Genomic DNA, 20,743 nt, shown 5'->3' with positions numbered 1-20,743 from the left:
TTTGGGCGAATATGTTATAAAAATGTTTTCTGAAAAGATAACCGATCGAAGTGTTGTATTTTTTTATATGAGAAGATTTTTGGGCTATACCGATTGAATGGTTTGGTTTTTACTGATTGAAGGCTGTGTTGGCAGTAAGGTGTGTTAGAATGAAGGCACTTATTTCAGATACGTCAGGCAGTTATTCTGATTCATCGAGAGGTCATTCCGCTATATCGGGCGGTTGTTCCGGTGCATCAGGCGGGAATTAGGACGCATCGCGGGTAAGGCTATTAACGAACAATTGTGGATAACTAAACAGTTGGTCAGGCGCACGAACGCCGATTTCCCTTATTTTTAGGGTGTAAATATGTGCTATGCCTCGTTTTCCTCATTATAAGCAACCTGACGCCATGGATTGCGGGCCGACCTGCCTGCGGATGATCGCCAAATTTTACGGGCGCAACTTCAATTTGAATTATTTACGGGAGCAATCGCACATTTCGCGCGAGGGGGTTTCCCTGCTGGGCATCAGCGATGCGGCCGAAGCCATTGGCATGCGAAGCCTGGGAACCAAGGTTACCTACGCCCAACTGGTGAAGGATGTTCCCAAGCCGTGTATCGTGCACTGGGACCAGAATCATTTTGTGGTGGTGTACGAGGTGAAAAAAGACAAGGTGTATGTGGCGGACCCGGCTTTTGGCCTGGTGAAATACGGCGAGCAGGAGTTTAAGAAGCACTGGCTGGCTACTATGACGGCCGGCGAAGAAAAAGGTATTTGCCTGATGTTGCAGCCAACGCCGGCATTTTACGACCAGGACGATGAAGTGACCGACCGAACGGGTTTCGCGTTTCTGTGGCGATACGTCAGGCCGCACCGACGCCTGGTGGGGCAGCTGATGATCGGTTTCCTGGCTGCGAGCATCATCCAGCTCATCTTTCCTTTCCTGACCCAAAGCATCGTCGACGTGGGAATCAACAACCAGGATCTGGGGTTTATCTACCTGGTGCTGGCGGCCCAAATGATGTTGTTCATTGGCAAAATGTCGGTCGACTTTGTGCGATCGTGGATTTTGTTGCACATCAGTACCCGGATCAACATCTCCATTATTTCCGATTTCCTGATTAAGTTGATGAAGCTGCCCATCGGCTTTTTCGATACCAAAATGATTGGCGACCTGATGCAGCGCATCCAGGATCATCGACGGATTGAGCGCTTTCTGACCACGCAAACCCTCAGCGTACTGTTTTCGCTCTTCAACCTGGTCATTTTTGGGATTGTGCTGGCCATTTACAGTTGGAAAATCTTGCTGGTGTTTGTTGTGGGCTCGGTGTTGTATGTGATTTGGGTCTACCTCTTCATGCAAAAGCGGCGGCAACTCGATTACAAGAAGTTTACGCAGTTGAGCGAAAACCAGGGCATGTTGATCCAGTTGATCAACGGCATGCCGGAAATCAAGCTGAATAACTACGAAAAGCAAAAGCGTTGGGAGTGGGAGCGCATTCAGGCGCGATTGTTTCGGGTCAACGTGCAAAATTTGTCTGTTGACCAGTACCAGCAAGCAGGTTCGGTTTTTATCAATGAAACCAAAAATATTGTGATCACGGTGCTGGCGGCCATGGCAGTGCTGAACGGGAACATGACGCTGGGGATGATGCTGGCCGTGCAATACATCATTGGGCAGCTGAATGCTCCCTTGTCCGATTTGATCAACTTCATGCATTTGGCACAGGATGCCAAGATCAGCCTGGAGCGGTTGGGCGAAATTCACAAGAAAGACGATGAGGAGAAGAAAGATGATCCGCGCATCAATACCATGCCAGCCGAGCGCACCATTGTCATCTCCGACCTGGTTTTTCAGTACGAAGGGCCGCATTCGGCCAAAGTGCTGGACCAGATCAACTTGAATATTCCGGAGAAAAAACTGACGGCGATCGTTGGAACCAGTGGAAGTGGGAAAACAACTTTGGTGAAGCTGCTGCTGGGATTTTATCCGCCGGTTTCGGGAAAGATTCGTGTGGGAGACACCGATCTGAAAAACTTTTCGCAACAGTGGTGGCGCACCAAAGTGGGAGCTGTGATGCAGGATGGGTTTATTTTCTCGGATACCATTGTGAATAATATTGTGGTGGGACACGAGCATGTGGATAAGGAAAAGTTGCTGTTTGCGGTGAAAACGGCCAATATCCAGGATTTTGTGGAAAGCTTGCCATTGGGCTACAACACCAAGATCGGGCAGGATGGGCACGGACTAAGCCAGGGGCAGAGACAGCGAATATTGATTGCACGGGTGATCTATAAAAATCCAGACTACCTGTTTTTTGATGAGGCAACCAATGCGCTGGATGCCAACAACGAAAAAGTGATCATGGAAAACCTGAACCGCGTGTATGAAGGAAAGACAGTGGTGGTGGTAGCACACCGGCTAAGCACGGTGAAAAATGCCGATCAGATCGTGGTACTCGATCAGGGGCGGATTGTAGAGCTCGGCACGCATGCTGAACTGACAGCGAACAAAGGGGCGTACTATCATTTGGTGAAAAACCAGCTGGAACTGGGAAGTTAGTGATTAGACACAGGGAGGGGGAGGCACAGATTCGAACGATTTAAAATGATTTATACGGAGACAAAAGGGTAGTGAAAACAAGATCATAAACAAACATACCAAATCATAAAAATCTGCGTCCAAACAAAACAAATATGCCGCAAAACGACAACATAGAAATCAGAAGTGACGAGGTGCAAGAGATCATCGGAAAATCGCCATCGTGGTTGTTGCGCAGCGGACTGACCATGATCCTGATTTTCGTGGTGCTTCTGCTGCTGGGCTCTTGGGTTTTCCATTATCCCGATATTATCCGGGCGCGTATTGTGGTGCTTTCGGAGAATCCACCCGCCCACATTGTAGCACGCAATACCGGAAAAATTGACCACTTATTTGTGCAGGACAATGATACGGTAAGAAAGGATCAATTGATCGCGATTCTTGAAAATGCTGCCGATTATGAGGATGTGTTCAGGCTGGAAAAGGAACTCGAATCGCTGGAGGGTTTTTTCATCACCTTTGATACCTTATATTATAAAGTACTGAAGCCGGACTTTCGGCTGGGTGATATTCAGGCCGACTTTTCTTCCTTCTTACGCCTGTATAATAATTACATCAGTTTTATACGGCTGAATTTCTATCCGCAAAAGATTGCTTCGTTGCGCGAACAGGAGCACATGCAGAAAATATACTACGATCGGTTGTGGACCCAGCGCCAGATCCTGGAGAATGAATACGAGATCGCCTACGAACAGTTTAAGCGCGATTCGGGCTTGTATGTGCGTGAGGTACTTTCGCTGGTGGACTACAAAGCGTCGGAGTCGGCTTTGCTTCAGAAGAAATACACGTTTAACGGAGCACGGACTAACCTGGCCGAAACGCAGAAGGAGATTATTCAGCTGCAGCAGGAAATTATAGGAGCTGAAAAGGAGTTTGAGGATCAAAAGCGCCAGTTGCAATCGCAGTTGATTGAGGCCCTGAATGTGCTAAAAAGCCGACTGACATACTGGAATCAAGCGTTTGTGCTGAAAACACCTATTGAAGGGCAGGTTACGTTCACCAATTTTTGGAGCAAAAATCAACAGGTAAAAAGCGATGACATTGTTTTTACAGTTGTTCCCGAGAGTGAAAGCAAAATTATTGGCCGGGTAACATTGCCGCTGCGTGGTGCCGGAAAAGTAAAGGCCGGGCAGGTCGTAAATATTCGTTTCGACAATTTTCCCTACATGGAGTATGGCATGGTGCGCGGATCGGTCAAGTCGATTTCGCTGGTGCCTTCAAACGACAACTACATCGCAGAGATTGATCTTCCCCAAAATTTGAAAACAAACTACGACATCCCGCTAAATTTTAGTCAGGAAATGAAAGGTGACGCTGAGATTATTACCGAAGACCTTCGCCTGATCCAACGTTTCTTCAATCCAATCAAATCAATTTTGAAGGAAAAGGTAACCGGAGCAAATTGAGACCTTTGTTTAATTATCTGAAAAAAAAGAAAAAACAGTAGTGAAAGCTATTGTTATTTTCTGAAAATTAGTACTTTTGCCTGCCGTTTTTGGAGGATTCTGTCAAAAACGCAGTGGGAACGCATTGATTTTATTGAATTTTCAATACCTTTGCAGTCCATTTTGCAAAAATATTAATGATTAATTAAATAGTTGTATGCCAACGATTCAACAATTAGTAAGAAAAGGACGCACCGTACAAGTAGAGAAAAGTAAGTCTCGTGCTTTGGATGCCTGTCCTCAAAAACGAGGTGTTTGTGTTCGTGTTTACACGACGACACCTAAAAAACCAAACTCAGCCATGCGTAAAGTGGCCAGGGTGAGGTTGACCAACCAAAAAGAAGTGAATGCCTACATTCCGGGTGAAGGCCATAACTTGCAAGAGCACTCCATCGTGTTGGTGCGCGGCGGCAGGGTAAAAGACTTGCCTGGGGTTCGTTACCACTTGGTGCGCGGTGCATTGGATACTGCAGGTGTTGAAGGACGCACACAGAGACGTTCTAAATACGGTACGAAAAGACCGAAAAAATAAATTTGTGAATTGACCGCTTTATAGTGGTTTGGTTGAGTAAATGAGTCCCGATAGATCGGGATGAACTGAAGCTCCAAATCGATTAGACAACCAATTCGAATAACACTAAAGAAGAAATACGATGAGAAAATCGAAACCAAAGAAGAGGATTATCTTACCCGATCCTAAATTTAACGACGTTCTTGTTACACGATTTGTGAACGACATGATGCAGCACGGTAAAAAGACCGTTGCTTACCAAATTTTCTACGATGCTCTTGATATCGTTGATTCACGTATGAAAAACGATGAGCTAACTTCACTCGACATCTGGAAAAAAGCCTTGGAGAATATTACTCCGGCAGTAGAAGTAAAAAGCCGCCGCGTTGGAGGTGCTACCTTCCAGGTTCCCATGGAAATTCGTCCCGAAAGAAAAGTGGCAGTTTCTATCAAAAACTTAATCCTATTTGCTCGTAAGCGCTCCGGAAAGTCTATGGCAGACAAGTTGGCTGCTGAAATTCAGGCTGCATACAATAATGAAGGAGGCGCTGTCAAACGGAAAGAAGATACACACCGGATGGCTGAAGCAAACCGTGCATTCGCACACTTTAGGTTTTAAAAAGAACCATTCAATTGGTTCATTTTTTTATATAAGGATTAGAATATTGGTTTATTAACATGGCAACAAAAGATTTAAGATATACAAGAAACATCGGCATCATGGCTCACATTGATGCCGGTAAAACCACGACATCGGAGCGTATCCTGTATTATACCGGAATTACGCACCGAATTGGAGAGGTACACGACGGTGCTGCCACGATGGACTGGATGGAGCAAGAGCAGGAACGGGGTATTACGATTACTTCGGCTGCAACAACTACCTTCTGGAAACATGCTGAAAAGGATTATAAAATTAACATCATCGATACTCCGGGACACGTTGACTTTACTGTTGAGGTAGAGCGTTCATTGCGTATTCTGGATGGTGCTGTAGCTTTGTTTTGCGCGGTTAGTGGTGTTGAGGCTCAGTCGGAAACAGTCTGGCGTCAGGCCGAAAAATATGGTGTCCCACGAATTGGTTTCGTTAATAAAATGGACCGTTCAGGTGCTGACTTCTTTAATGTAGTTGGCGAAGTTCGTGAAAAATTGGGGGCCAACCCGGTTCCAATTCAAATTCCAATCGGTGCCGAAGAGAAATTCGAAGGTGTGATTGACCTCATTGAAATGAAAGCCATTCGTTGGTATGAAGATGAAACATTGGGCGTAGACTACCGTTTGGAGGAAATTCCTGCCGACTTGATGGAGCTCGCTTTAGAATACCGCGAAAAAATGGTTGAATCAGTTGCTGAACTTGACGACGCGCTGATGGAACGTTATTTCGACGATCCGGAATCAATTACTCCCGATGAGTTGCGTTCTGTGATTCGCCAGGGAACGCTGAAGCAAATTATTGTTCCAATGATGTGCGGATCAGCGTTTAAAAACAAAGGGGTGCAGCGTTTGTTGGATGCCGTTGTTGAATTTTTGCCAAGCCCGCTTGATAAAGGCGAATTGATTGGCATCAATCCTGATACAGGTAAAGAAGTGATTCGTCATGCAGATGATGAGGAGCCTTTGGCTGCTTTGGCTTTTAAAATTGCTACCGACCCATATGTTGGCCGCTTGTGCTTTATCCGAGTGTACTCCGGGAAGATTGATGCTGGTTCTACAGTTTACAATACGAGAACAGGTAAAAAAGAACGGATCTCCCGTCTTTACCAAATGCACTCCAACAAGCAAAACCCGAAAGATGTGATCGAAGCGGGTGATATTTGTGCCGCAGTAGGTTTCAAAGATATTCGTACAGGGGATACCTTGTGTTCTGAGAAACACCCGATTACGCTGGAGAGCATGGATTTTCCGGAGCCGGTAATTGGTATCGCCGTGGAGCCAAAAACGCAAAAAGACTTAGATAAACTTGGAATGGGATTGGCTAAACTGGCCGAAGAAGATCCAACATTCAAGGTAAACACTGACGAAGAATCGGGCCAAACGGTTATCCGTGGTATGGGTGAGCTTCACCTCGAAATTATCATCGACCGCTTGAAACGTGAATTCAAAGTTGAATGTAACCAGGGTAAACCTCAGGTTGCTTACAAAGAAGCCATTAGCCAAACAGTTGAATTGCGCGAGGTATTCAAAAAGCAATCGGGTGGTCGTGGTAAATTCGCTGATATCATTGTTAAGGTTGGTCCTGCTGAAGAAGGCAAAGAAGGGTTGACATTTATTGACAGTGTAAAAGGAGGACGGATTCCGAAAGAATTTATTCCTTCTGTACAAAAAGGTTTCCAAACAGCGATGTTGAACGGTCCGTTGGCTGGATTCCAGCTGGATAGTTTGCAGGTTGAGTTGCTGGATGGTTCATTCCACGCCGTTGACTCTGACCAGTTGTCATTCGAAATCTGTGCCCGTCAGGCATTCAAGAGCGCAGCTTCAAAAGCTGGCCCGAAATTGCTTGAGCCAATTATGAAGTCTGAGATTGTAACCCCTGAAGAATACATGGGTGATATTATTGGTGACTTGAACCGTCGACGCGGACAAGTAGCCGGGATGCATGAAAAAGCGGGAGCCAGGGTCATTAAAGCCACGGTGCCACTTTCAGAAATCTTTGGTTACGTGACTGTGTTGAGAACACTTTCTTCAGGTCGTGCGACTTCTTCAATGGAGTTCTCACACTACGAAGAAGTGCCAAAGCAATTGGCAGTGAAAGTACTTGAGGAAATGCAAGGAAAAGTAGAATTATTATAAAATAATTATTTTATCTCATCATGAGTCAAAAGATCAGAATTAAGCTGAAGTCGTACGATCACAACTTGGTGGACAAGTCGGCTGAAAAGATCGTCAAGACTGTTAAAACAACCGGTGCAGTTGTGAGCGGACCAATTCCGCTTCCAACCCACAACCGTGTTTTTACAGTGTTGCGTTCAACGTTCGTGAACAAAAAATCACGCGAGCAATTTCAGTTGTCTTCATACAAACGTTTGATCGACATTTACAGCTCAACGGCTAAAACTATCGACGCCTTAATGAAGCTTGAATTGCCAAGCGGTGTTGAAGTAGAAATTAAAGTTTGATAACCTGTAAAAACAAAAAAAATGGCAGGAATAATCGGTAAAAAAATCGGAATGACATCCGTATTCAGTGTTGAGGGAAAAAATATTCCATGCACTGTGATTGAAGCCGGACCTTGTGTTGTCACACAAGTGAAAACGGCAGAAACCGATGGCTACAACGCTTTTCAGCTAGCATTTGGTGATAAGAAAGAAAAAAACACCACCAAAGCTGAATTTGGTCATTTCCAGAAAGCTGGAACCGATCCAAAGCGCAAAGTCGTCGAGTTTCAAGACTTCGAAAAAGATTACAAACTTGGTGATACCATTACTGTTGATGTAATCGAAGAAGGTAGTTGGGTTGATATAACCGGCATAACCAAAGGAAAAGGTTTTCAGGGCGTTGTGAAGCGTTACAACTTCCGTGGGGTGGGCGATGCCACTCACGGTCAGCACAACCGTCTGAGAGCTCCTGGTTCGCTTGGTGCCTCTTCTTACCCTTCCAGAGTATTTAAAGGAATGCGCATGGCTGGTCGGACCGGTGGCGCGCAAAAGACAATTGAAGACCTGAAGGTTTTGAAAGTCATTCCTGAAAGTAACCTATTAGTTGTTAAAGGATCAATTCCTGGCGCAAAAGGATCATTTGTAATAATTAATCAGTAATGGAAGTACAAGTATTAGATAAAACAGGAAAAGAAACCGGAAGAATGGTTGGTTTAGAAGACCAAATCTTCGGTATCGAGCCAAACGACCATGCGATTTATCTTGATGTAAAACAGTACCTGGCCAACAAGCGTCAAGGAACTCATTCTGCAACCGAACGTGGTGAAGTTGTTGGAAGCACAAGAAAAATTAAAAAGCAAAAAGGTACCGGTACAGCACGTGCCGGGAGCATCAAATCTCCACTTTTCCGTGGTGGTGGTCGTGTTTTCGGACCTCGTCCAAGAAACTATGGCTTCAAATTGAATAAAAAAGTAAAAGCGTTGGCGCGTAAGTCAGCATTGAGTTACAAAGCCAAGGCAAGCGATATTTTGATTTTGGAGGATTTCAGCCTGGAAGTTCCGAAAACAAAGGAGATGGTAGCACTCAGTAATAATCTGAAAATTACCAATAAAAAGTCTCTTTTCGTTTTACCGGACGAAAATAAAAATATATATTTGTCCTCCAGAAATTTAGACGGTGTTTCTGTTGTAACTGCTTCAGAATTAAGCACTTATCAGATAATGAACGCTAGCAAGGTGATCTTTTTTGAAAGTTCGGTAGGCAAAATCGAAGAACAGTTTAAGATTTAAGGGGGATAAATAATGGATATTTTGATAAAACCCATAGTAACAGAAAAGATGACGGAACAGGGCGAAAAGTTCAACCGTTATGGATTTGTCGTTCGTAAAGATGCGGGCAGACAGGAAATTAAGAAAGCAGTTGAAGAACTGTACAATGTAGGTGTAACTTCCGTTAATACCATGATTTATGGAGGCAAGAATAAAAGCCGCTATACCAAAGCAGGGGTCATTAAGGGAAAAACTTCAGCTTACAAAAAAGCTGTGATTACATTGGTAGAAGGAGATACAATTGATTTTTACAGTAATATTTAATTATAGGAAATGGCAGTAAGAAAATTAAAACCAGTTACTCCGGGTCAAAGGCACAAGATTATTGGCGCGTTTGATACCATTACTGCATCAACGCCTGAGAAATCATTGTTGAAGCCCATGCAAAAGTCCGGTGGCCGTAACAGCCAGGGACGCATGACAATGAGGTATATAGGTGGAGGGCACAAGAAGAGATATCGTGCGATCGATTTTAAACGCGAGAAAGACGGTATCCCTGCACGTGTAGAGTCTATTCAGTACGACCCAAACCGCACAGCCCGTATTGCACTGTTGGTATACGCCGACGGTGAAAAACGGTATATACTTTCTCCCAACGGATTACAAGTTGGACAGACAGTATTAAGCGGAACCGGTGTCGCTCCTGAAGTAGGAAACTCAATTCCACTTAAAGAAATTCCTCTGGGTACTATTGTACACAACATTGAGCTTCAACCTGGACAAGGTGGCGTTATGGTGCGAAGTGCAGGAACATATGCACAGTTGACCTCAAGAGAAGGAAAGTATGCAATTGTAAAATTACCTTCAGGGGAATCCCGAATGGTACTCGTTACTTGCAAAGCTACAGTTGGAACTGTTGGAAATACAGAACACAACCTGGAAAGATCTGGTAAAGCAGGTCGTTCACGTTGGTTAGGAAGAAGACCACGCGTACGTGGTGTCGTTATGAACCCGGTTGATCACCCAATGGGTGGTGGTGAAGGCCGCTCTTCAGGAGGACATCCCCGTTCACGCAAAGGCTTGTTAGCAAAAGGTTTCAAAACCCGGTCTAAGAAGAAAGCTTCCAATAAGTACATTGTAGAAAAACGCAAGAAATAATTAAAGGAGTAGGATATGAGTCGTTCACTAAAAAAAGGCCCATTCATTGCCTATAAGCTTGAGAAAAAAGTTGACGCAATGAATGAAGCAGGTAAAAAGTCAGTCATTAAGACTTGGGCCAGAGCATCAGTAATCTCTCCCGACTTTGTAGGGCACACCATCGCAGTTCATAATGGGAATAAGTTCATTCCGGTATATGTAACCGAAAACATGGTTGGCCATAAGCTAGGCGAATTTGCACCTACAAGAACTTTTAGGGGACATGCCGGAAACAAACGCTAAGGCATGAGATTCTCATTAACTTTTAAAAGAAATTACGATGGGTGCTAGAAAAAGAAATCGAGCAATTGAGCTGAAAGAAGCTCGGAAATCACAATACTTTGCGGTACTAAAAGACTGCCCAACTTCTCCAAGAAAAATGAGGCTTGTAGCCGACATGGTTCGCGGAATGGAAGTAAACCGGGCGTTGGATGTTTTGAAGTTTTCGTCAAAAGAAGCTTCACGCAAAGTTGAAAAACTGTTGATGTCGGCCATTGCAAACTGGCAGGCTAAAAACGAGGGAACTCGTTTGGAGGAAAGCAACTTGTACGTGAAAACAATAGCTGTTGATTCAGGACGCATTTTAAAGCGTCTGCGTCCCGCTCCGCAAGGACGTGCGCACCGGATCCGCAAACGTTCGAACCACGTAACACTTTGCGTTGATAGTAAAAATGTAGAAACTGAAAACGAATAAATAGTAATACATGGGACAGAAAGTTAATCCAATCAGTAATCGTTTAGGAATCATCCGCGGATGGGATTCCAACTGGTTCGGTGGAAACGACTATGGTGACAAGCTGGTTGAAGATACTAAGATCCGTGAATACTTGAACGCCCGTTTGGCCAAAGCAAGTATTTCAAGGATTATTATCGAAAGAACCTTGAAGCTGATTACCATTACCGTTCACACCTCAAGACCCGGTATTATTATTGGCAAAGGTGGTCAGGAAGTCGACAAATTGAAAGAGGAGTTGAAAAAGATCACCAACAAAGAAGTTCAGATCAATATCTTCGAGATTAAAAGACCTGAACTCGATGCCCGTATTGTGGCCAACAACGTTGCACGTCAGATTGAAGGGAAAATCGCCTACCGTCGTGCTACCAAAATGGCTATAGCCTCTACTATGAGAATGGGTGCGCAAGGAATCAAAATTATGGTATCCGGTCGTTTGAACGGTGCTGAAATGGCGCGCTCTGAAATGTATAAAGACGGTCGTACTCCTTTGCACACGCTGAGAGCTGATATTGATTACGCTTTGGCAGAAGCTTTAACAAAAACCGGTTTAATCGGTGTTAAAGTTTGGATTTGTAAAGGCGAAGTCTACGGAAAACGCGACCTTTCTCCAAACCTGGGACAGAAGAACACACAAGGTGCTCCTGGTGGTCCTCGTGGCGGCGGAAGAAGTGGCGGTTTCAAAAAGAGAAGAAAATAATTCGAAAACCTTTTAATTGAAAAAGGATGTTACAGCCGAAAAAGACAAAATTTAGAAGAGTACAAAAAGGAAGAATGAAAGGGAATGCCCAAAGGGGTACAGAACTGGCATTCGGATCTTTTGGTATAAAATCGTTGCAAAGTTCATGGCTTACCGGCCGTCAAATCGAGGCGGCCAGGGTTGCGGTAACCCGTCACATGCAACGTCAGGGTCAAATTTGGATCCGTATTTTCCCAGATAAACCTATTACCAAAAAACCAGCCGAAGTAAGGATGGGTAAAGGTAAAGGTGCTCCTGAAGCATTCGTAGCTCCGGTAACCCCGGGTCGTATTTTAATCGAAGCCGATGGCGTTCCATTCGAAATGGCAAAAGAAGCCTTACGTTTGGCCGCACAAAAACTGCCGGTTACTACGAAGTTTGTTGTTAGACGTGACTTTGTTGAATCTATTAAAGAAGATTAATGATGAAAGCATCTGAAATTAAAGAATTAACAGACAAGGAAATCCTGGAGAGAATCCAGTTGGAAAAAGAGACCTTGGCGCGTCTAAATATGAATCATGCAGTTTCTCCGCTGGATAACCCGATGAAAATCAAGGAAACCCGCAAGAACATTGCACGCCTTCAGACCATTAGACGTCAGAGGGAATTGAATCAAAATCAGAATTAATTTGTAGTCAATGGAAGCAAGAAATCTGAGAAAAGAGCGTATCGGTGTTGTTGTAAGCGACAGTATGGAAAAAAGTATTGTTGTTGCAGTGAAGCGAAAAGAAAAGCACCCTATTTACGGAAAATTCGTGAATAAGACAACCAAACTTTACGCCCATGACGAAACAAACACTTGCAGCGTTGGAGATACTGTAAAGATCATGGAGACAAGACCTTTAAGTAAAAGTAAGCGCTGGAGATTAGTTGAAATTATTGAAAGAGCTAAGTAATCATGATACAACAGGAATCAAGATGTGCAGTTGCCGATAATAGTGGTGCGAGAGAAGTTCTTTGTATCCGCGTTTTGGGCGGTACAAAAAAACGTTACGCATCAATTGGCGATAAAGTGGTTGTAACTGTAAAAAGTTCAGTCGCTGGTAGTGATATGAAAAAAGGAACTGTGTCTAAAGCCATCGTTGTTCGCACTAGAAAGGAAGTACGTCGTCCGGATGGATCTTATATCCGTTTCGATGACAATGCTGTCGTTTTATTGAACAATACTGGTGAAATGCGCGGAACCCGTATTTTTGGCCCTGTTGCAAGGGAACTTCGTGATAAAAACATGAAAATTATTTCGCTTGCACCTGAAGTGCTTTAATGCATAAATTAAACAAAATGCAGACAAAATTACACATTAAAAAAGGTGACACCGTTGTTGTTATTGCCGGAAACTATAAAGGTCAGCAAGGCAAAGTTCTCGAAGTAGTTCGGGAAAAAACCAGAGCAATTGTGGAGGGTGTTAATATGGTAAAAAAACATACCAAACCAAATGCGGAGAATCCGCAGGGTGGTATTGTTGAAAAGGAAGCACCAATCCACCTGTCGAACCTCATGCATGTCGATCCGAAGAACGGAGGAAAAACACGCATTGGTCGTAAGCTCGGAAGCAATGGTAAACTAGTACGTTATTCTAAAAAATCTGGAGAGGAGATTAAGTAATGGCTTATACACCAACACTTAAGAAGAAATATTCGGAAGAAGTCATTCCTGCTTTAACCAAGGAGTTCGACTATAAATCTGTTATGCAGGTTCCGAAATTGGAGAAAATTGTTCTGAACCAAGGTGTTGGAGCTGCTATCGCCGATAAGAAAATCATTGAAGTTGCCACAGAGGAAATGACAATGATTGCCGGCCAAAAAGCAGTCCAAACCAAATCGAAGAAGGACATCTCCAACTTTAAACTGAGGAAAAAAATGCCGATCGGTGTCCGCGTGACATTGAGAAAAGAAAGAATGTACGAATTTCTTGAAAGGCTAATCAACATCTCACTGCCACGTATTCGTGACTTTAGAGGTATTGAGAGTAAAATGGACGGACAGGGCAATTACACCCTTGGAATTCCTGAACAAATCATTTTTCCTGAAATCAACATTGACAAGGTCAACCGTATTAACGGTATGAACATTACTTTTGTAACCTCTGCTGACACGGATGAAGAAGGTTTTGCCTTGTTGAAAGAGTTAGGTTTACCTTTTAAAAACGTAAAAAAGAACTAAGTTATGGCTAAAGAATCAATGAAAGCCCGCGAAGTAAAAAGGGCAAAACTTGTTGAAAAATACGCCGAAAAAAGGGCCAGGCTCAAAGCAGAAGGTGATTATGAAGGTTTGCAGAAACTACCTAAGAACTCATCGAAGGTACGCATGCACAACCGTTGTAAATTAACCGGACGTCCAAAAGGCTACATGCGCCAATTCGGAGTTAGCAGGATTAACTTCCGCGAAATGGCCTCAGAAGGCCTGATTCCGGGTGTAAAAAAAGCAAGTTGGTAAAATTTAATTACAAAAGTAATGAGTAAAATTACAGACCCGATAGCAGATTATTTGACTCGCGTGCGCAATGCTCAGGCAGCAAAACATCGCGTAGTTGATATTCCTGCTTCAAACATAAAAAAGGAAATTACCAAAATCTTAAAAGATAAAGGGTACATTTTGAACTACAAGTTTGAAGATGATGTTAATTTTCAAGGCAACATAAAAATTGCGCTGAAATATCATCCTGAAACCAAACAGCCAGCCATTAAATCAATCAAGCGAATCAGTAAGCCAGGATTGAGACAGTATTGCGACAGCGAAAACATTCCTCGCGTACTAAATGGTTTGGGAGTTGCAATTTTATCTACCTCAAAAGGAGTGATTTCCGATAAGGAAGCGCGCACTTTGAACATAGGTGGTGAAGTTTTATGTTACGTTTATTAATAAGGAGGAGGAGTAATGTCAAGGATAGGTAAATTACCAATCGAAATACCAGCCGGAGTGACTATTAATGTGACCAGCGAAAATGTGGTTAGCGTTAAAGGAAAACTCGGTGAGCTTTCGCAAAAGGTAGACCCCGAAATTGAAGTAGCCGTTGAAGACAATCAGGTTGTTGTAAAACGTCCAACTGAGCAGAAAAGACACCGTGCCCTGCACGGACTTTACCGTTCATTAATCAATAACATGGTTGTTGGAGTGAATGAAGGCTACGAAATTAAGTTGGAACTTGTGGGTGTAGGTTATCGTGCCGAAAGCCAGGGCCAGTTGTTGGACCTCGTGCTGGGACACTCTCACCACACGTACCTCAATCTTCCTGATGAAGTAAAGGTTGAAGCTGTAACCGATAAAAGAAACAATCCGATTGTAACTTTGAAAAGCTGTGACAAACAGTTGGTCGGCCAGGTAGCTGCAAAAATACGCTCATTCAGAGCACCCGAACCATACAAAGGAAAAGGTGTGAAGTTTGTCGGTGAAGAATTAAGACGTAAAGCTGGTAAATCAGCCTCTGCTAAATAGTAAAATTTGAAACCATGGCTTTAACGAAACAACAAAGAAGATATAGAATTAAGAAGAGAATCCGGAAGATTGTTTCCGGAACTTCGGAAAGACCTCGTTTGAGTGTCTACAGAAGTAACAAGCAAATTTACGCCCAATTGGTTAACGATATGGACGGCACAACTTTGCTTTCAATCTCTTCATTGAATAAAGAAATCAGCGAAAAAGAAGGCAACAAAACTGAGCAGGCCGCATTAGTTGGAAAAGCATTGGCTGAGAAAGCGAAAGCAGCCGGCATTGAAAACGTTGTGTTCGATCGTAACGGATATTTGTATCACGGTAGAGTAAAACAATTAGCTGAAGCTGCCCGTGAAGGTGGCCTTAAATTTTAATGATTATGGCAGGAAGTATTAAGAAAGTCAAAACAACTGACATTGAACTTAAGGACCGATTGGTTGCAATTAACCGCGTAACCAAAGTAACCAAAGGGGGTAGAACTTTCAGCTTTTCAGCAATCGTTGTTGTCGGAAACGAAGACGGAATTGTTGGATGGGGACTTGGTAAAGCGAGCGAAGTAACTACCGCGATTGCAAAAGGAATTGATGCTGCAAAAAAGAATTTAGTCAAAATTCCGGTTCACAAAGGAACAATCCCTCATGAGCAAATTGCTAAATTTGGTGGTGCCCGCGTTTTCTTAAAACCAGCAACATCAGGTACCGGAGTAAAAGCCGGTGGTGCGATGCGCGCGGTTCTTGAAAGTGTTGGCGTACACGACATCCTTGCAAAATCAAAAGGATCGTCTAACCCTCATAACCTGGTTAAAGCAACGTTTAATGCATTACTCGAACTGAGAGATGCCCATACTGTTGCCGAGCACCGTGGAGTTTCTTTAGAAAAAGTATTTAAAGGATAGGAACTATGGCTAAGATTAGAATCACACAAGTAAAAAGCAAAATTGGTTCCAACAAAGTGCAGAAAGCGACGATTGAAGCACTTGGAATTAAAAAGTTGAATCACTTTGTAGAAAAAGAAGCTACGCCTCAAATTTTGGGGATGGTCAACAAAGTGAACCATTTGGTGAAAGTTGAAGAAATTTAAAATAGTTTAAGCTAAAAATTATGGATTTAAGTAATCTTAAACCTGCAGCAGGATCCGTAAAAAAAGACAAGCGTATTGGTCGTGGCCAAGGTTCCGGACGTGGTGGTACATCTACCAGAGGTCATAAAGGAGCACAGTCAAGATCAGGATATAGCCGTACCAGAGGGTTCGAAGGTGGTCAACTACCTTTGCAACGCGCGGTACCCAAGTTCGGATTTAAAAACATAAACAGGGTAGAATATAAAGCCATCAACCTGGATGCTTTGCAAAAACTGGCAGAGAAAAAAAATCTTTCTGCTATTGATGTGCAAACATTCATTGATGCCGGTCTGGCTGATAAAAACGACCGCATAAAGATTTTAGGAAATGGCGAATTGACGCTGAAATTGGAAGTGAAAGCACATGCTTTTTCAAATTCAGCCAAAACTGCTATTGAAAAACTAGAAGGAACCATAGAAACACTCTAACCTGATGAAAAAATTTATCGAAACCCTAAAGAATATTTATAAGATTGAAGACTTGAGGTCCCGGTTGGGAATTACACTATTCTTTCTTTTGATATACCGATTAGGATCGTTTGTTGCATTACCTGGTATTGACCCGGCACAGCTGGGCGAATTGAAAAACCAAACTTCAGATGGGTTGCTGGGGTTACTGGACATGTTTTCAGGGGGAGCATTCTCAAACGCATCTATTTTCGCTTTAGGGATTATGCCTTACATTTCAGCTTCGATTGTGATTCAGTTGATGGGAATAGCCGTCCCATATTTCCAACGATTACAAAAAGAAGGTGAATCAGGAAGACGAAAAATCAACCAGATAACGCGTTATCTGACTGTTGTGATTCTGATTTTCCAGGCACCAGCGTATCTGGCCAACTTAACATTTCAATTACCGGATTCGGCATTTGCAGTGCGAGGTGCGATGTTCACCGTAACATCGACCGTTATTCTGACTGCCGGTTCCATGTTTGTGATGTGGTTGGGAGAACGTATAACCGATAAAGGAATAGGAAATGGGATCTCACTGATTATCATGATCGGTATTATTGCCAACCTGCCCTTCGCTGTTTTTGCTGAGTTTATTTCCCGGCTCGAACAACAAGGTGGTGGTATGGTCATGTTCCTCATTGAATTTGTTGTTTTATTCGTGGTGTTTATGCTAACAATCCTGCTGGTACAAGGTACCCGTCGGATTCCGGTACAATACGCCAAACGAATTGTAGGCAACAAACAATACGGAGGAGTTCGTCAGTATATCCCGTTAAAAGTGAATGCCGCCGGAGTTATGCCAATTATCTTTGCGCAGGCAATCATGTTCGTTCCAATCAGTCTGGTCGGTTTTACCAGTTCCGAAAGTGTGAGCGGCTTTGCGGCTGCATTTGCCGATCATACCGGGTTTTGGTATAACTTCACTCAGTTTGTGCTGGTCATATTGTTTACGTATTTTTATACGGCAATAACAATTAACCCGGTTCAAATGGCCGAAGATATGAAGAAGAATGGTGGGTTCATTCCAGGGGTTAAACCCGGGAAAAGAACCGTTGAGTTCTTGGATACAGTTATGTCTCGTATTACACTGCCCGGATCGATTTTTCTGGGTATTGTAACTATTTTGCCTGCTTTTGCAATGATTGCCGGGATTAACACCCAGTTTGCCTACTTTTACGGCGGGACCTCGTTGTTGATTTTGGTTGGTGTTGTTTTAGACACGCTACAGCAGATTGAAAGTCATTTGTTGATGCGTCACTATGATGGTTTGATGAAATCGGGCCGCATAAAGGGACGTACCGGCGGGGCAGGTTCAATGATGTAACAGGACAAAAGCAAGCAGGAAAAATTTAAAATTCAAATTTTTTATGGCAAAACAGCCTTCGATAGAACAAGACGGAACAATCATTGAAGCATTATCAAATGCCATGTTCAGGGTAGAACTTGAAAACGGGCACGTGATAACTGCACATATCTCTGGTAAAATGCGTATGCATTATATCAAAATTCTTCCAGGAGATAAAGTCAAAGTGGAGATGTCTCCCTACGACTTAACCAAAGGAAGGATTACTTTTAGATATAAAAATTAAAGTACGAAATAATGAAAGTAAGAACATCCATAAAAAAGCGCAGTGCCGAGTGCAAAATTGTACGCAGAAAAGGCCGTTTGTACGTGATCAATAAAAAGAATCCAAAGTTCAAACAGCGTCAGGGATAATTAATTAACTTTGTAAAAAATTTATTTATGGCTCGTATTGTTGGAGTTGATATTCCTAATAATAAAAGAGGAGAAGTTGCACTGACCTATGTCTATGGTATTGGCCGTAGTCGTGCAAACAAAGTCCTTGCTACGGCTGGCGTTGATGCAAACTTGAAAGTACAGGATTGGACAGATGATCAATTCACTGCTATCCGGAATACCATTAACGAAAGCTTCAAGGTTGAAGGAGAACTTCGGTCTGAAAACCAGTTGAATATTAAACGACTGATGGATATCGGTTGTTACCGTGGTATTCGCCACCGTATCGGTCTTCCTGTTCGCGGACAAAGCACTAAAAACAATGCCCGTACACGAAAAGGAAGAAAGAAAACTGTAGCTAATAAGAAAAAAGCCACTAAATAATTAATAGAATTATGGCAAAAAAGACAAGTTCCAGTAAGAAAAGAGTTGTTATTGTTGAAGCTATCGGTCAAGCGCATATTCATTCCTCATTCAATAACATTATTATCTCCCTGACCAATAATAACGGAGAAGTGATCTCTTGGTCATCGGCAGGTAAAAAAGGGTTTAGAGGATCGAAAAAGAATACACCTTATGCTGCTCAGGTAGCCTCTGAAGAATGTGCAAAAACTGCATATGACCTCGGACTCAGAAAAGTAAAGGTATTTGTGAAAGGCCCCGGAAACGGTCGCGAATCCGCTATTCGAGCTATTAACAGTGTGGGTATTCAAGTGAGTGAAATCGTTGATGTGACACCATTGCCACACAATGGTTGCCGCCCATCGAAAAGAAGACGTGTTTAATATTTTTTAACGGAAAAGTAATGGCAAGATATAGAGGACCCAAAACAAAAATTGCACGGAAATTTGGTGAACCAATTTTCGGACCTGACAAAGTACTTGAAAAAAAGAACTACCCGCCAGGTATGCATGGGCAAACTGGCCGCAGACGTAAAAAATCTGAATACGGTGTTCAGTTAATGGAAAAGCAAAAGGCGAAATATACTTACGGTGTATTGGAGAAGCAATTCTCAAACCTGTTTAAAAAAGCATCAGCATCCAAAGGTATTACCGGTGAGGTACTACTCCAGCTACTGGAAGCAAGATTGGATAACGTCGTTTTCCGTCTTGGTTTAGCCGCTTCAAGAGCAGGTGCACGACAATTGGTTACCCATAAACACATCACGGTTAATGGTGAATTGGTGAATATTCCTTCATACCACCTGCGTCCTGGCGATATCGTTGGCGTACGTGAAAAATCAAAATCATTGGAAGTAATTTCTGGTGCCTTGAATTCACACCGCTACAACAAATACGCTTGGTTGGAATGGGATGGTGCTCAGATGAGCGGTAAGTTTTTAAATCGCCCTGAACGGGAAGAAATTCCTGAAAATATCAAAGAACAACTGATTGTAGAGTTGTATTCTAAATAATAAATTACTCAGTATTATTATGGCAATATTAGCGTTCCAAAAACCTGACAAAGTAATAATGGTCGAATCTGATGAGAAATTCGGTAAATTCGAATTTCGTCCATTGGAGCCCGGTTATGGTATCACAATCGGCAATGCTCTCCGTCGGATCCTGTTATCATCTTTGGAAGGTTATGCAATAACAACCCTCAAAATCGATGGCGTTGATCATGAATTTGCAACCATTAAAGGAGTGATGGAAGATGTTACTGAAATCATTTTGAATCTGAAGCAAATTCGTTTTAAACGTGAAGTTGAAGATTTTGAGAGCGAAAAAGTTTCTATTTCAATTAGTGGTCAGGATAAATTTACTGCTGGCGACATCAACAAGTTTATGACCGGATTCAGGGTGCTTAATCCTGAATTGGTAATTTGCCGGATGGAAGCTGATGTTAAATTGCAGGTGGAATTAACAATCAACAAAGGGCGAGGTTATGTTCCAAGCCCCGAGAATAAGCCTGTAGATGCTGAGTTTGGTATAATTCCGATTGACTCCATCTTCACACCAATTAAAAATGTGAAGTATGCCGTTGAAAACTATCGTGTTGAGCAAAAGACTGACTACGAAAAGTTGGTTCTTGATCTCAGTACCGATGGCTCAATTCACCCAAAAGATGCTTTAAAAGAAGCAGCAAAGATCCTGATTTATCACTTTATGCTTTTCTCTGATGAAAAAATTACATTGGATTCAGATGAGAAATTTGCAAACGAAGAATTTGATGAAGAAGTATTGCACATGCGTCAGCTGTTAAAAACAAAGTTGGTTGACATGGACCTTTCAGTCCGTGCGCTCAACTGCTTGAAAGCAGCCGATGTTGAAACTTTGGGAGAACTGGTTACATACAATCGCAACGACTTGCTGAAGTTCAGAAACTTTGGTAAAAAATCGTTGACTGAGTTGGATGACCTGTTGAATGGCATGAACCTGACATTCGGAATGGATATAAGTAAGTATAAACTTGACAAGGAATAAGCAG

33 protein-coding genes are annotated in these 20,743 nt (G+C 42.8%); all 33 read left to right on the top strand.

What is annotated here, in order from left to right; all coding sequences use genetic code 11:
* Positions 1-356 precede the first annotated feature (356 nt).
* The 33 genes from AAC033_RS08970 to AAC033_RS08810 all read left to right on the top strand — a co-directional run bounded on the left by AAC033_RS08970 (position 357) and on the right by AAC033_RS08810 (position 20,739).
* Entirely contained in the window at positions 357-2,546 is a 2,190-nt protein-coding gene (locus AAC033_RS08970) for a peptidase domain-containing ABC transporter (protein WP_339737208.1), read from the top strand.
* Positions 2,547-2,680: 134 nt separating this feature from the next.
* Entirely contained in the window at positions 2,681-3,991 is a 1,311-nt protein-coding gene (locus AAC033_RS08965) for an HlyD family efflux transporter periplasmic adaptor subunit (protein ID WP_339737205.1), read from the top strand.
* A gap of 196 nt (positions 3,992-4,187) precedes the next feature.
* Positions 4,188-4,562 carry a 30S ribosomal protein S12 gene (gene rpsL, locus AAC033_RS08960; RefSeq protein WP_339737203.1) on the top strand — a complete coding sequence of 125 codons (375 nt, stop codon included), beginning with the start codon at positions 4,188-4,190 and terminating at the stop codon, positions 4,560-4,562.
* 121 nt (positions 4,563-4,683) lie between these two features.
* On the top strand, positions 4,684-5,160 hold the full coding sequence (rpsG, locus tag AAC033_RS08955) for a 30S ribosomal protein S7 (protein ID WP_339737201.1): 477 nt from the start codon (positions 4,684-4,686) through the stop codon (positions 5,158-5,160).
* A 59-nt stretch (positions 5,161-5,219) separates the two neighbouring features.
* Complete coding sequence (fusA, locus tag AAC033_RS08950) at positions 5,220-7,331, top strand: elongation factor G (RefSeq protein WP_339737199.1); 2,112 nt, start codon at positions 5,220-5,222, stop codon at positions 7,329-7,331.
* A gap of 20 nt (positions 7,332-7,351) precedes the next feature.
* The gene (gene rpsJ, locus AAC033_RS08945) at positions 7,352-7,657 is read left to right on the top strand and encodes a 30S ribosomal protein S10 (RefSeq protein WP_163708425.1); all 306 of its coding nucleotides are present in this window, start codon (positions 7,352-7,354) and stop codon (positions 7,655-7,657) included.
* A gap of 21 nt (positions 7,658-7,678) precedes the next feature.
* The gene (rplC, locus tag AAC033_RS08940; RefSeq protein ID WP_339737196.1) at positions 7,679-8,296 is read left to right on the top strand and encodes a 50S ribosomal protein L3; all 618 of its coding nucleotides are present in this window, start codon (positions 7,679-7,681) and stop codon (positions 8,294-8,296) included.
* Positions 8,296-8,925 (top strand): 50S ribosomal protein L4, encoded by a 630-nt coding sequence (gene rplD / locus AAC033_RS08935; RefSeq protein WP_339737194.1) that lies wholly within the window; start codon positions 8,296-8,298, stop codon positions 8,923-8,925. Before rplC ends, rplD begins: the two co-directional genes overlap by 1 nt.
* 12 nt (positions 8,926-8,937) lie before the next feature.
* Positions 8,938-9,228, top strand: coding sequence for a 50S ribosomal protein L23 (gene rplW, locus AAC033_RS08930; RefSeq protein WP_339737192.1), 291 nt, complete (start codon positions 8,938-8,940; stop codon positions 9,226-9,228).
* A 9-nt stretch (positions 9,229-9,237) separates the two neighbouring features.
* Positions 9,238-10,062, top strand: a complete 825-nt coding sequence (rplB, locus tag AAC033_RS08925) for a 50S ribosomal protein L2 (RefSeq protein WP_339737190.1) — start codon at positions 9,238-9,240, stop codon at positions 10,060-10,062.
* A 15-nt stretch (positions 10,063-10,077) separates the two neighbouring features.
* Positions 10,078-10,344, top strand: coding sequence for a 30S ribosomal protein S19 (gene rpsS, locus AAC033_RS08920; RefSeq protein ID WP_053187462.1), 267 nt, complete (start codon positions 10,078-10,080; stop codon positions 10,342-10,344).
* Positions 10,345-10,381: 37 nt separating this feature from the next.
* The gene (gene rplV / locus AAC033_RS08915; RefSeq protein WP_339737189.1) at positions 10,382-10,795 is read left to right on the top strand and encodes a 50S ribosomal protein L22; all 414 of its coding nucleotides are present in this window, start codon (positions 10,382-10,384) and stop codon (positions 10,793-10,795) included.
* Positions 10,796-10,805: 10 nt separating this feature from the next.
* Positions 10,806-11,534 (top strand): 30S ribosomal protein S3, encoded by a 729-nt coding sequence (gene rpsC, locus AAC033_RS08910; protein WP_339737188.1) that lies wholly within the window; start codon positions 10,806-10,808, stop codon positions 11,532-11,534.
* A 26-nt stretch (positions 11,535-11,560) separates the two neighbouring features.
* Positions 11,561-11,995, top strand: a complete 435-nt coding sequence (rplP, locus tag AAC033_RS08905; RefSeq protein ID WP_339737187.1) for a 50S ribosomal protein L16 — start codon at positions 11,561-11,563, stop codon at positions 11,993-11,995.
* Positions 11,995-12,201: a 50S ribosomal protein L29 gene (rpmC, locus tag AAC033_RS08900; RefSeq protein ID WP_339737185.1), complete on the top strand. Its 207-nt coding sequence runs from the start codon at positions 11,995-11,997 to the stop codon at positions 12,199-12,201. Before rplP ends, rpmC begins: the two co-directional genes overlap by 1 nt.
* 10 nt (positions 12,202-12,211) lie before the next feature.
* Entirely contained in the window at positions 12,212-12,469 is a 258-nt protein-coding gene (rpsQ, locus tag AAC033_RS08895; RefSeq protein WP_053187478.1) for a 30S ribosomal protein S17, read from the top strand.
* A 2-nt stretch (positions 12,470-12,471) separates the two neighbouring features.
* On the top strand, positions 12,472-12,837 hold the full coding sequence (gene rplN / locus AAC033_RS08890) for a 50S ribosomal protein L14 (protein ID WP_339737181.1): 366 nt from the start codon (positions 12,472-12,474) through the stop codon (positions 12,835-12,837).
* A 17-nt stretch (positions 12,838-12,854) separates the two neighbouring features.
* Positions 12,855-13,178 (top strand): 50S ribosomal protein L24, encoded by a 324-nt coding sequence (gene rplX / locus AAC033_RS08885; RefSeq protein ID WP_339737179.1) that lies wholly within the window; start codon positions 12,855-12,857, stop codon positions 13,176-13,178.
* The gene (rplE, locus tag AAC033_RS08880; RefSeq protein ID WP_053187484.1) at positions 13,178-13,735 is read left to right on the top strand and encodes a 50S ribosomal protein L5; all 558 of its coding nucleotides are present in this window, start codon (positions 13,178-13,180) and stop codon (positions 13,733-13,735) included. The genes rplX and rplE overlap by 1 nt, the downstream gene beginning before the upstream one ends.
* A 3-nt stretch (positions 13,736-13,738) precedes the next feature.
* Positions 13,739-14,008, top strand: a complete 270-nt coding sequence (gene rpsN / locus AAC033_RS08875) for a 30S ribosomal protein S14 (protein WP_339737176.1) — start codon at positions 13,739-13,741, stop codon at positions 14,006-14,008.
* 27 nt (positions 14,009-14,035) lie between these two features.
* Positions 14,036-14,434, top strand: coding sequence for a 30S ribosomal protein S8 (gene rpsH, locus AAC033_RS08870; RefSeq protein WP_339737222.1), 399 nt, complete (start codon positions 14,036-14,038; stop codon positions 14,432-14,434).
* Between the two features lie 15 nt (positions 14,435-14,449).
* Positions 14,450-15,007 carry a 50S ribosomal protein L6 gene (rplF, locus tag AAC033_RS08865; protein WP_339737174.1) on the top strand — a complete coding sequence of 186 codons (558 nt, stop codon included), beginning with the start codon at positions 14,450-14,452 and terminating at the stop codon, positions 15,005-15,007.
* A gap of 14 nt (positions 15,008-15,021) precedes the next feature.
* Positions 15,022-15,378 carry a 50S ribosomal protein L18 gene (rplR, locus tag AAC033_RS08860; protein ID WP_339737172.1) on the top strand — a complete coding sequence of 119 codons (357 nt, stop codon included), beginning with the start codon at positions 15,022-15,024 and terminating at the stop codon, positions 15,376-15,378.
* A 17-nt stretch (positions 15,379-15,395) separates the two neighbouring features.
* Entirely contained in the window at positions 15,396-15,899 is a 504-nt protein-coding gene (gene rpsE, locus AAC033_RS08855; RefSeq protein WP_339737220.1) for a 30S ribosomal protein S5, read from the top strand.
* Positions 15,900-15,904: 5 nt separating this feature from the next.
* On the top strand, positions 15,905-16,084 hold the full coding sequence (rpmD, locus tag AAC033_RS08850; RefSeq protein ID WP_339737170.1) for a 50S ribosomal protein L30: 180 nt from the start codon (positions 15,905-15,907) through the stop codon (positions 16,082-16,084).
* Positions 16,085-16,104: 20 nt separating this feature from the next.
* Positions 16,105-16,551 carry a 50S ribosomal protein L15 gene (gene rplO / locus AAC033_RS08845; RefSeq protein WP_339737168.1) on the top strand — a complete coding sequence of 149 codons (447 nt, stop codon included), beginning with the start codon at positions 16,105-16,107 and terminating at the stop codon, positions 16,549-16,551.
* Between the two features lie 4 nt (positions 16,552-16,555).
* Positions 16,556-17,899 carry a preprotein translocase subunit SecY gene (gene secY, locus AAC033_RS08840; protein WP_339737166.1) on the top strand — a complete coding sequence of 448 codons (1,344 nt, stop codon included), beginning with the start codon at positions 16,556-16,558 and terminating at the stop codon, positions 17,897-17,899.
* 43 nt (positions 17,900-17,942) lie between these two features.
* Complete coding sequence (gene infA, locus AAC033_RS08835) at positions 17,943-18,164, top strand: translation initiation factor IF-1 (RefSeq protein ID WP_053187509.1); 222 nt, start codon at positions 17,943-17,945, stop codon at positions 18,162-18,164.
* 11 nt (positions 18,165-18,175) lie between these two features.
* Positions 18,176-18,292 carry a type B 50S ribosomal protein L36 gene (gene ykgO, locus AAC033_RS08830; RefSeq protein ID WP_082326576.1) on the top strand — a complete coding sequence of 39 codons (117 nt, stop codon included), beginning with the start codon at positions 18,176-18,178 and terminating at the stop codon, positions 18,290-18,292.
* A 27-nt stretch (positions 18,293-18,319) separates the two neighbouring features.
* Complete coding sequence (rpsM, locus tag AAC033_RS08825; RefSeq protein WP_339737158.1) at positions 18,320-18,697, top strand: 30S ribosomal protein S13; 378 nt, start codon at positions 18,320-18,322, stop codon at positions 18,695-18,697.
* Positions 18,698-18,708: 11 nt separating this feature from the next.
* On the top strand, positions 18,709-19,098 hold the full coding sequence (rpsK, locus tag AAC033_RS08820) for a 30S ribosomal protein S11 (RefSeq protein WP_053187516.1): 390 nt from the start codon (positions 18,709-18,711) through the stop codon (positions 19,096-19,098).
* A 20-nt stretch (positions 19,099-19,118) separates the two neighbouring features.
* Positions 19,119-19,727 (top strand): 30S ribosomal protein S4, encoded by a 609-nt coding sequence (gene rpsD, locus AAC033_RS08815; RefSeq protein ID WP_339737154.1) that lies wholly within the window; start codon positions 19,119-19,121, stop codon positions 19,725-19,727.
* Between the two features lie 19 nt (positions 19,728-19,746).
* Complete coding sequence (locus AAC033_RS08810) at positions 19,747-20,739, top strand: DNA-directed RNA polymerase subunit alpha (RefSeq protein WP_339737152.1); 993 nt, start codon at positions 19,747-19,749, stop codon at positions 20,737-20,739.
* Positions 20,740-20,743: the final 4 nt, after the last annotated feature.

This window comes from uncultured Sunxiuqinia sp. (assembly GCF_963974515.1).
Classification (GTDB): Bacteria; Bacteroidota; Bacteroidia; order Bacteroidales; family Prolixibacteraceae; genus Sunxiuqinia.
The sequence above is the reverse complement of the archived record's forward strand: the minus strand, read 5'-3'. Positions and strand labels throughout refer to the sequence as shown.

What these genes read in the sequence shown, in the direction of transcription:
- AAC033_RS08970 (WP_339737208.1), top strand. Translation starts at nt 357, where the DNA reads ATGCCTCGTTTTCCTCATTATAAGCAACCTGACGCCATGGATTGCGGG.
- AAC033_RS08965 (WP_339737205.1), top strand. Translation starts at nt 2,681, where the DNA reads ATGCCGCAAAACGACAACATAGAAATCAGAAGTGACGAGGTGCAAGAG.
- rpsL (WP_339737203.1), top strand. Translation starts at nt 4,188, where the DNA reads ATGCCAACGATTCAACAATTAGTAAGAAAAGGACGCACCGTACAAGTA.
- rpsG (WP_339737201.1), top strand. Translation starts at nt 4,684, where the DNA reads ATGAGAAAATCGAAACCAAAGAAGAGGATTATCTTACCCGATCCTAAA.
- fusA (WP_339737199.1), top strand. Translation starts at nt 5,220, where the DNA reads ATGGCAACAAAAGATTTAAGATATACAAGAAACATCGGCATCATGGCT.
- rpsJ (WP_163708425.1), top strand. Translation starts at nt 7,352, where the DNA reads ATGAGTCAAAAGATCAGAATTAAGCTGAAGTCGTACGATCACAACTTG.
- rplC (WP_339737196.1), top strand. Translation starts at nt 7,679, where the DNA reads ATGGCAGGAATAATCGGTAAAAAAATCGGAATGACATCCGTATTCAGT.
- rplD (WP_339737194.1), top strand. Translation starts at nt 8,296, where the DNA reads ATGGAAGTACAAGTATTAGATAAAACAGGAAAAGAAACCGGAAGAATG.
- rplW (WP_339737192.1), top strand. Translation starts at nt 8,938, where the DNA reads ATGGATATTTTGATAAAACCCATAGTAACAGAAAAGATGACGGAACAG.
- rplB (WP_339737190.1), top strand. Translation starts at nt 9,238, where the DNA reads ATGGCAGTAAGAAAATTAAAACCAGTTACTCCGGGTCAAAGGCACAAG.
- rpsS (WP_053187462.1), top strand. Translation starts at nt 10,078, where the DNA reads ATGAGTCGTTCACTAAAAAAAGGCCCATTCATTGCCTATAAGCTTGAG.
- rplV (WP_339737189.1), top strand. Translation starts at nt 10,382, where the DNA reads ATGGGTGCTAGAAAAAGAAATCGAGCAATTGAGCTGAAAGAAGCTCGG.
- rpsC (WP_339737188.1), top strand. Translation starts at nt 10,806, where the DNA reads ATGGGACAGAAAGTTAATCCAATCAGTAATCGTTTAGGAATCATCCGC.
- rplP (WP_339737187.1), top strand. Translation starts at nt 11,561, where the DNA reads ATGTTACAGCCGAAAAAGACAAAATTTAGAAGAGTACAAAAAGGAAGA.
- rpmC (WP_339737185.1), top strand. Translation starts at nt 11,995, where the DNA reads ATGATGAAAGCATCTGAAATTAAAGAATTAACAGACAAGGAAATCCTG.
- rpsQ (WP_053187478.1), top strand. Translation starts at nt 12,212, where the DNA reads ATGGAAGCAAGAAATCTGAGAAAAGAGCGTATCGGTGTTGTTGTAAGC.
- rplN (WP_339737181.1), top strand. Translation starts at nt 12,472, where the DNA reads ATGATACAACAGGAATCAAGATGTGCAGTTGCCGATAATAGTGGTGCG.
- rplX (WP_339737179.1), top strand. Translation starts at nt 12,855, where the DNA reads ATGCAGACAAAATTACACATTAAAAAAGGTGACACCGTTGTTGTTATT.
- rplE (WP_053187484.1), top strand. Translation starts at nt 13,178, where the DNA reads ATGGCTTATACACCAACACTTAAGAAGAAATATTCGGAAGAAGTCATT.
- rpsN (WP_339737176.1), top strand. Translation starts at nt 13,739, where the DNA reads ATGGCTAAAGAATCAATGAAAGCCCGCGAAGTAAAAAGGGCAAAACTT.
- rplF (WP_339737174.1), top strand. Translation starts at nt 14,450, where the DNA reads ATGTCAAGGATAGGTAAATTACCAATCGAAATACCAGCCGGAGTGACT.
- rplR (WP_339737172.1), top strand. Translation starts at nt 15,022, where the DNA reads ATGGCTTTAACGAAACAACAAAGAAGATATAGAATTAAGAAGAGAATC.
- rpmD (WP_339737170.1), top strand. Translation starts at nt 15,905, where the DNA reads ATGGCTAAGATTAGAATCACACAAGTAAAAAGCAAAATTGGTTCCAAC.
- rplO (WP_339737168.1), top strand. Translation starts at nt 16,105, where the DNA reads ATGGATTTAAGTAATCTTAAACCTGCAGCAGGATCCGTAAAAAAAGAC.
- secY (WP_339737166.1), top strand. Translation starts at nt 16,556, where the DNA reads ATGAAAAAATTTATCGAAACCCTAAAGAATATTTATAAGATTGAAGAC.
- infA (WP_053187509.1), top strand. Translation starts at nt 17,943, where the DNA reads ATGGCAAAACAGCCTTCGATAGAACAAGACGGAACAATCATTGAAGCA.
- ykgO (WP_082326576.1), top strand. Translation starts at nt 18,176, where the DNA reads ATGAAAGTAAGAACATCCATAAAAAAGCGCAGTGCCGAGTGCAAAATT.
- rpsM (WP_339737158.1), top strand. Translation starts at nt 18,320, where the DNA reads ATGGCTCGTATTGTTGGAGTTGATATTCCTAATAATAAAAGAGGAGAA.
- rpsK (WP_053187516.1), top strand. Translation starts at nt 18,709, where the DNA reads ATGGCAAAAAAGACAAGTTCCAGTAAGAAAAGAGTTGTTATTGTTGAA.
- rpsD (WP_339737154.1), top strand. Translation starts at nt 19,119, where the DNA reads ATGGCAAGATATAGAGGACCCAAAACAAAAATTGCACGGAAATTTGGT.
- AAC033_RS08810 (WP_339737152.1), top strand. Translation starts at nt 19,747, where the DNA reads ATGGCAATATTAGCGTTCCAAAAACCTGACAAAGTAATAATGGTCGAA.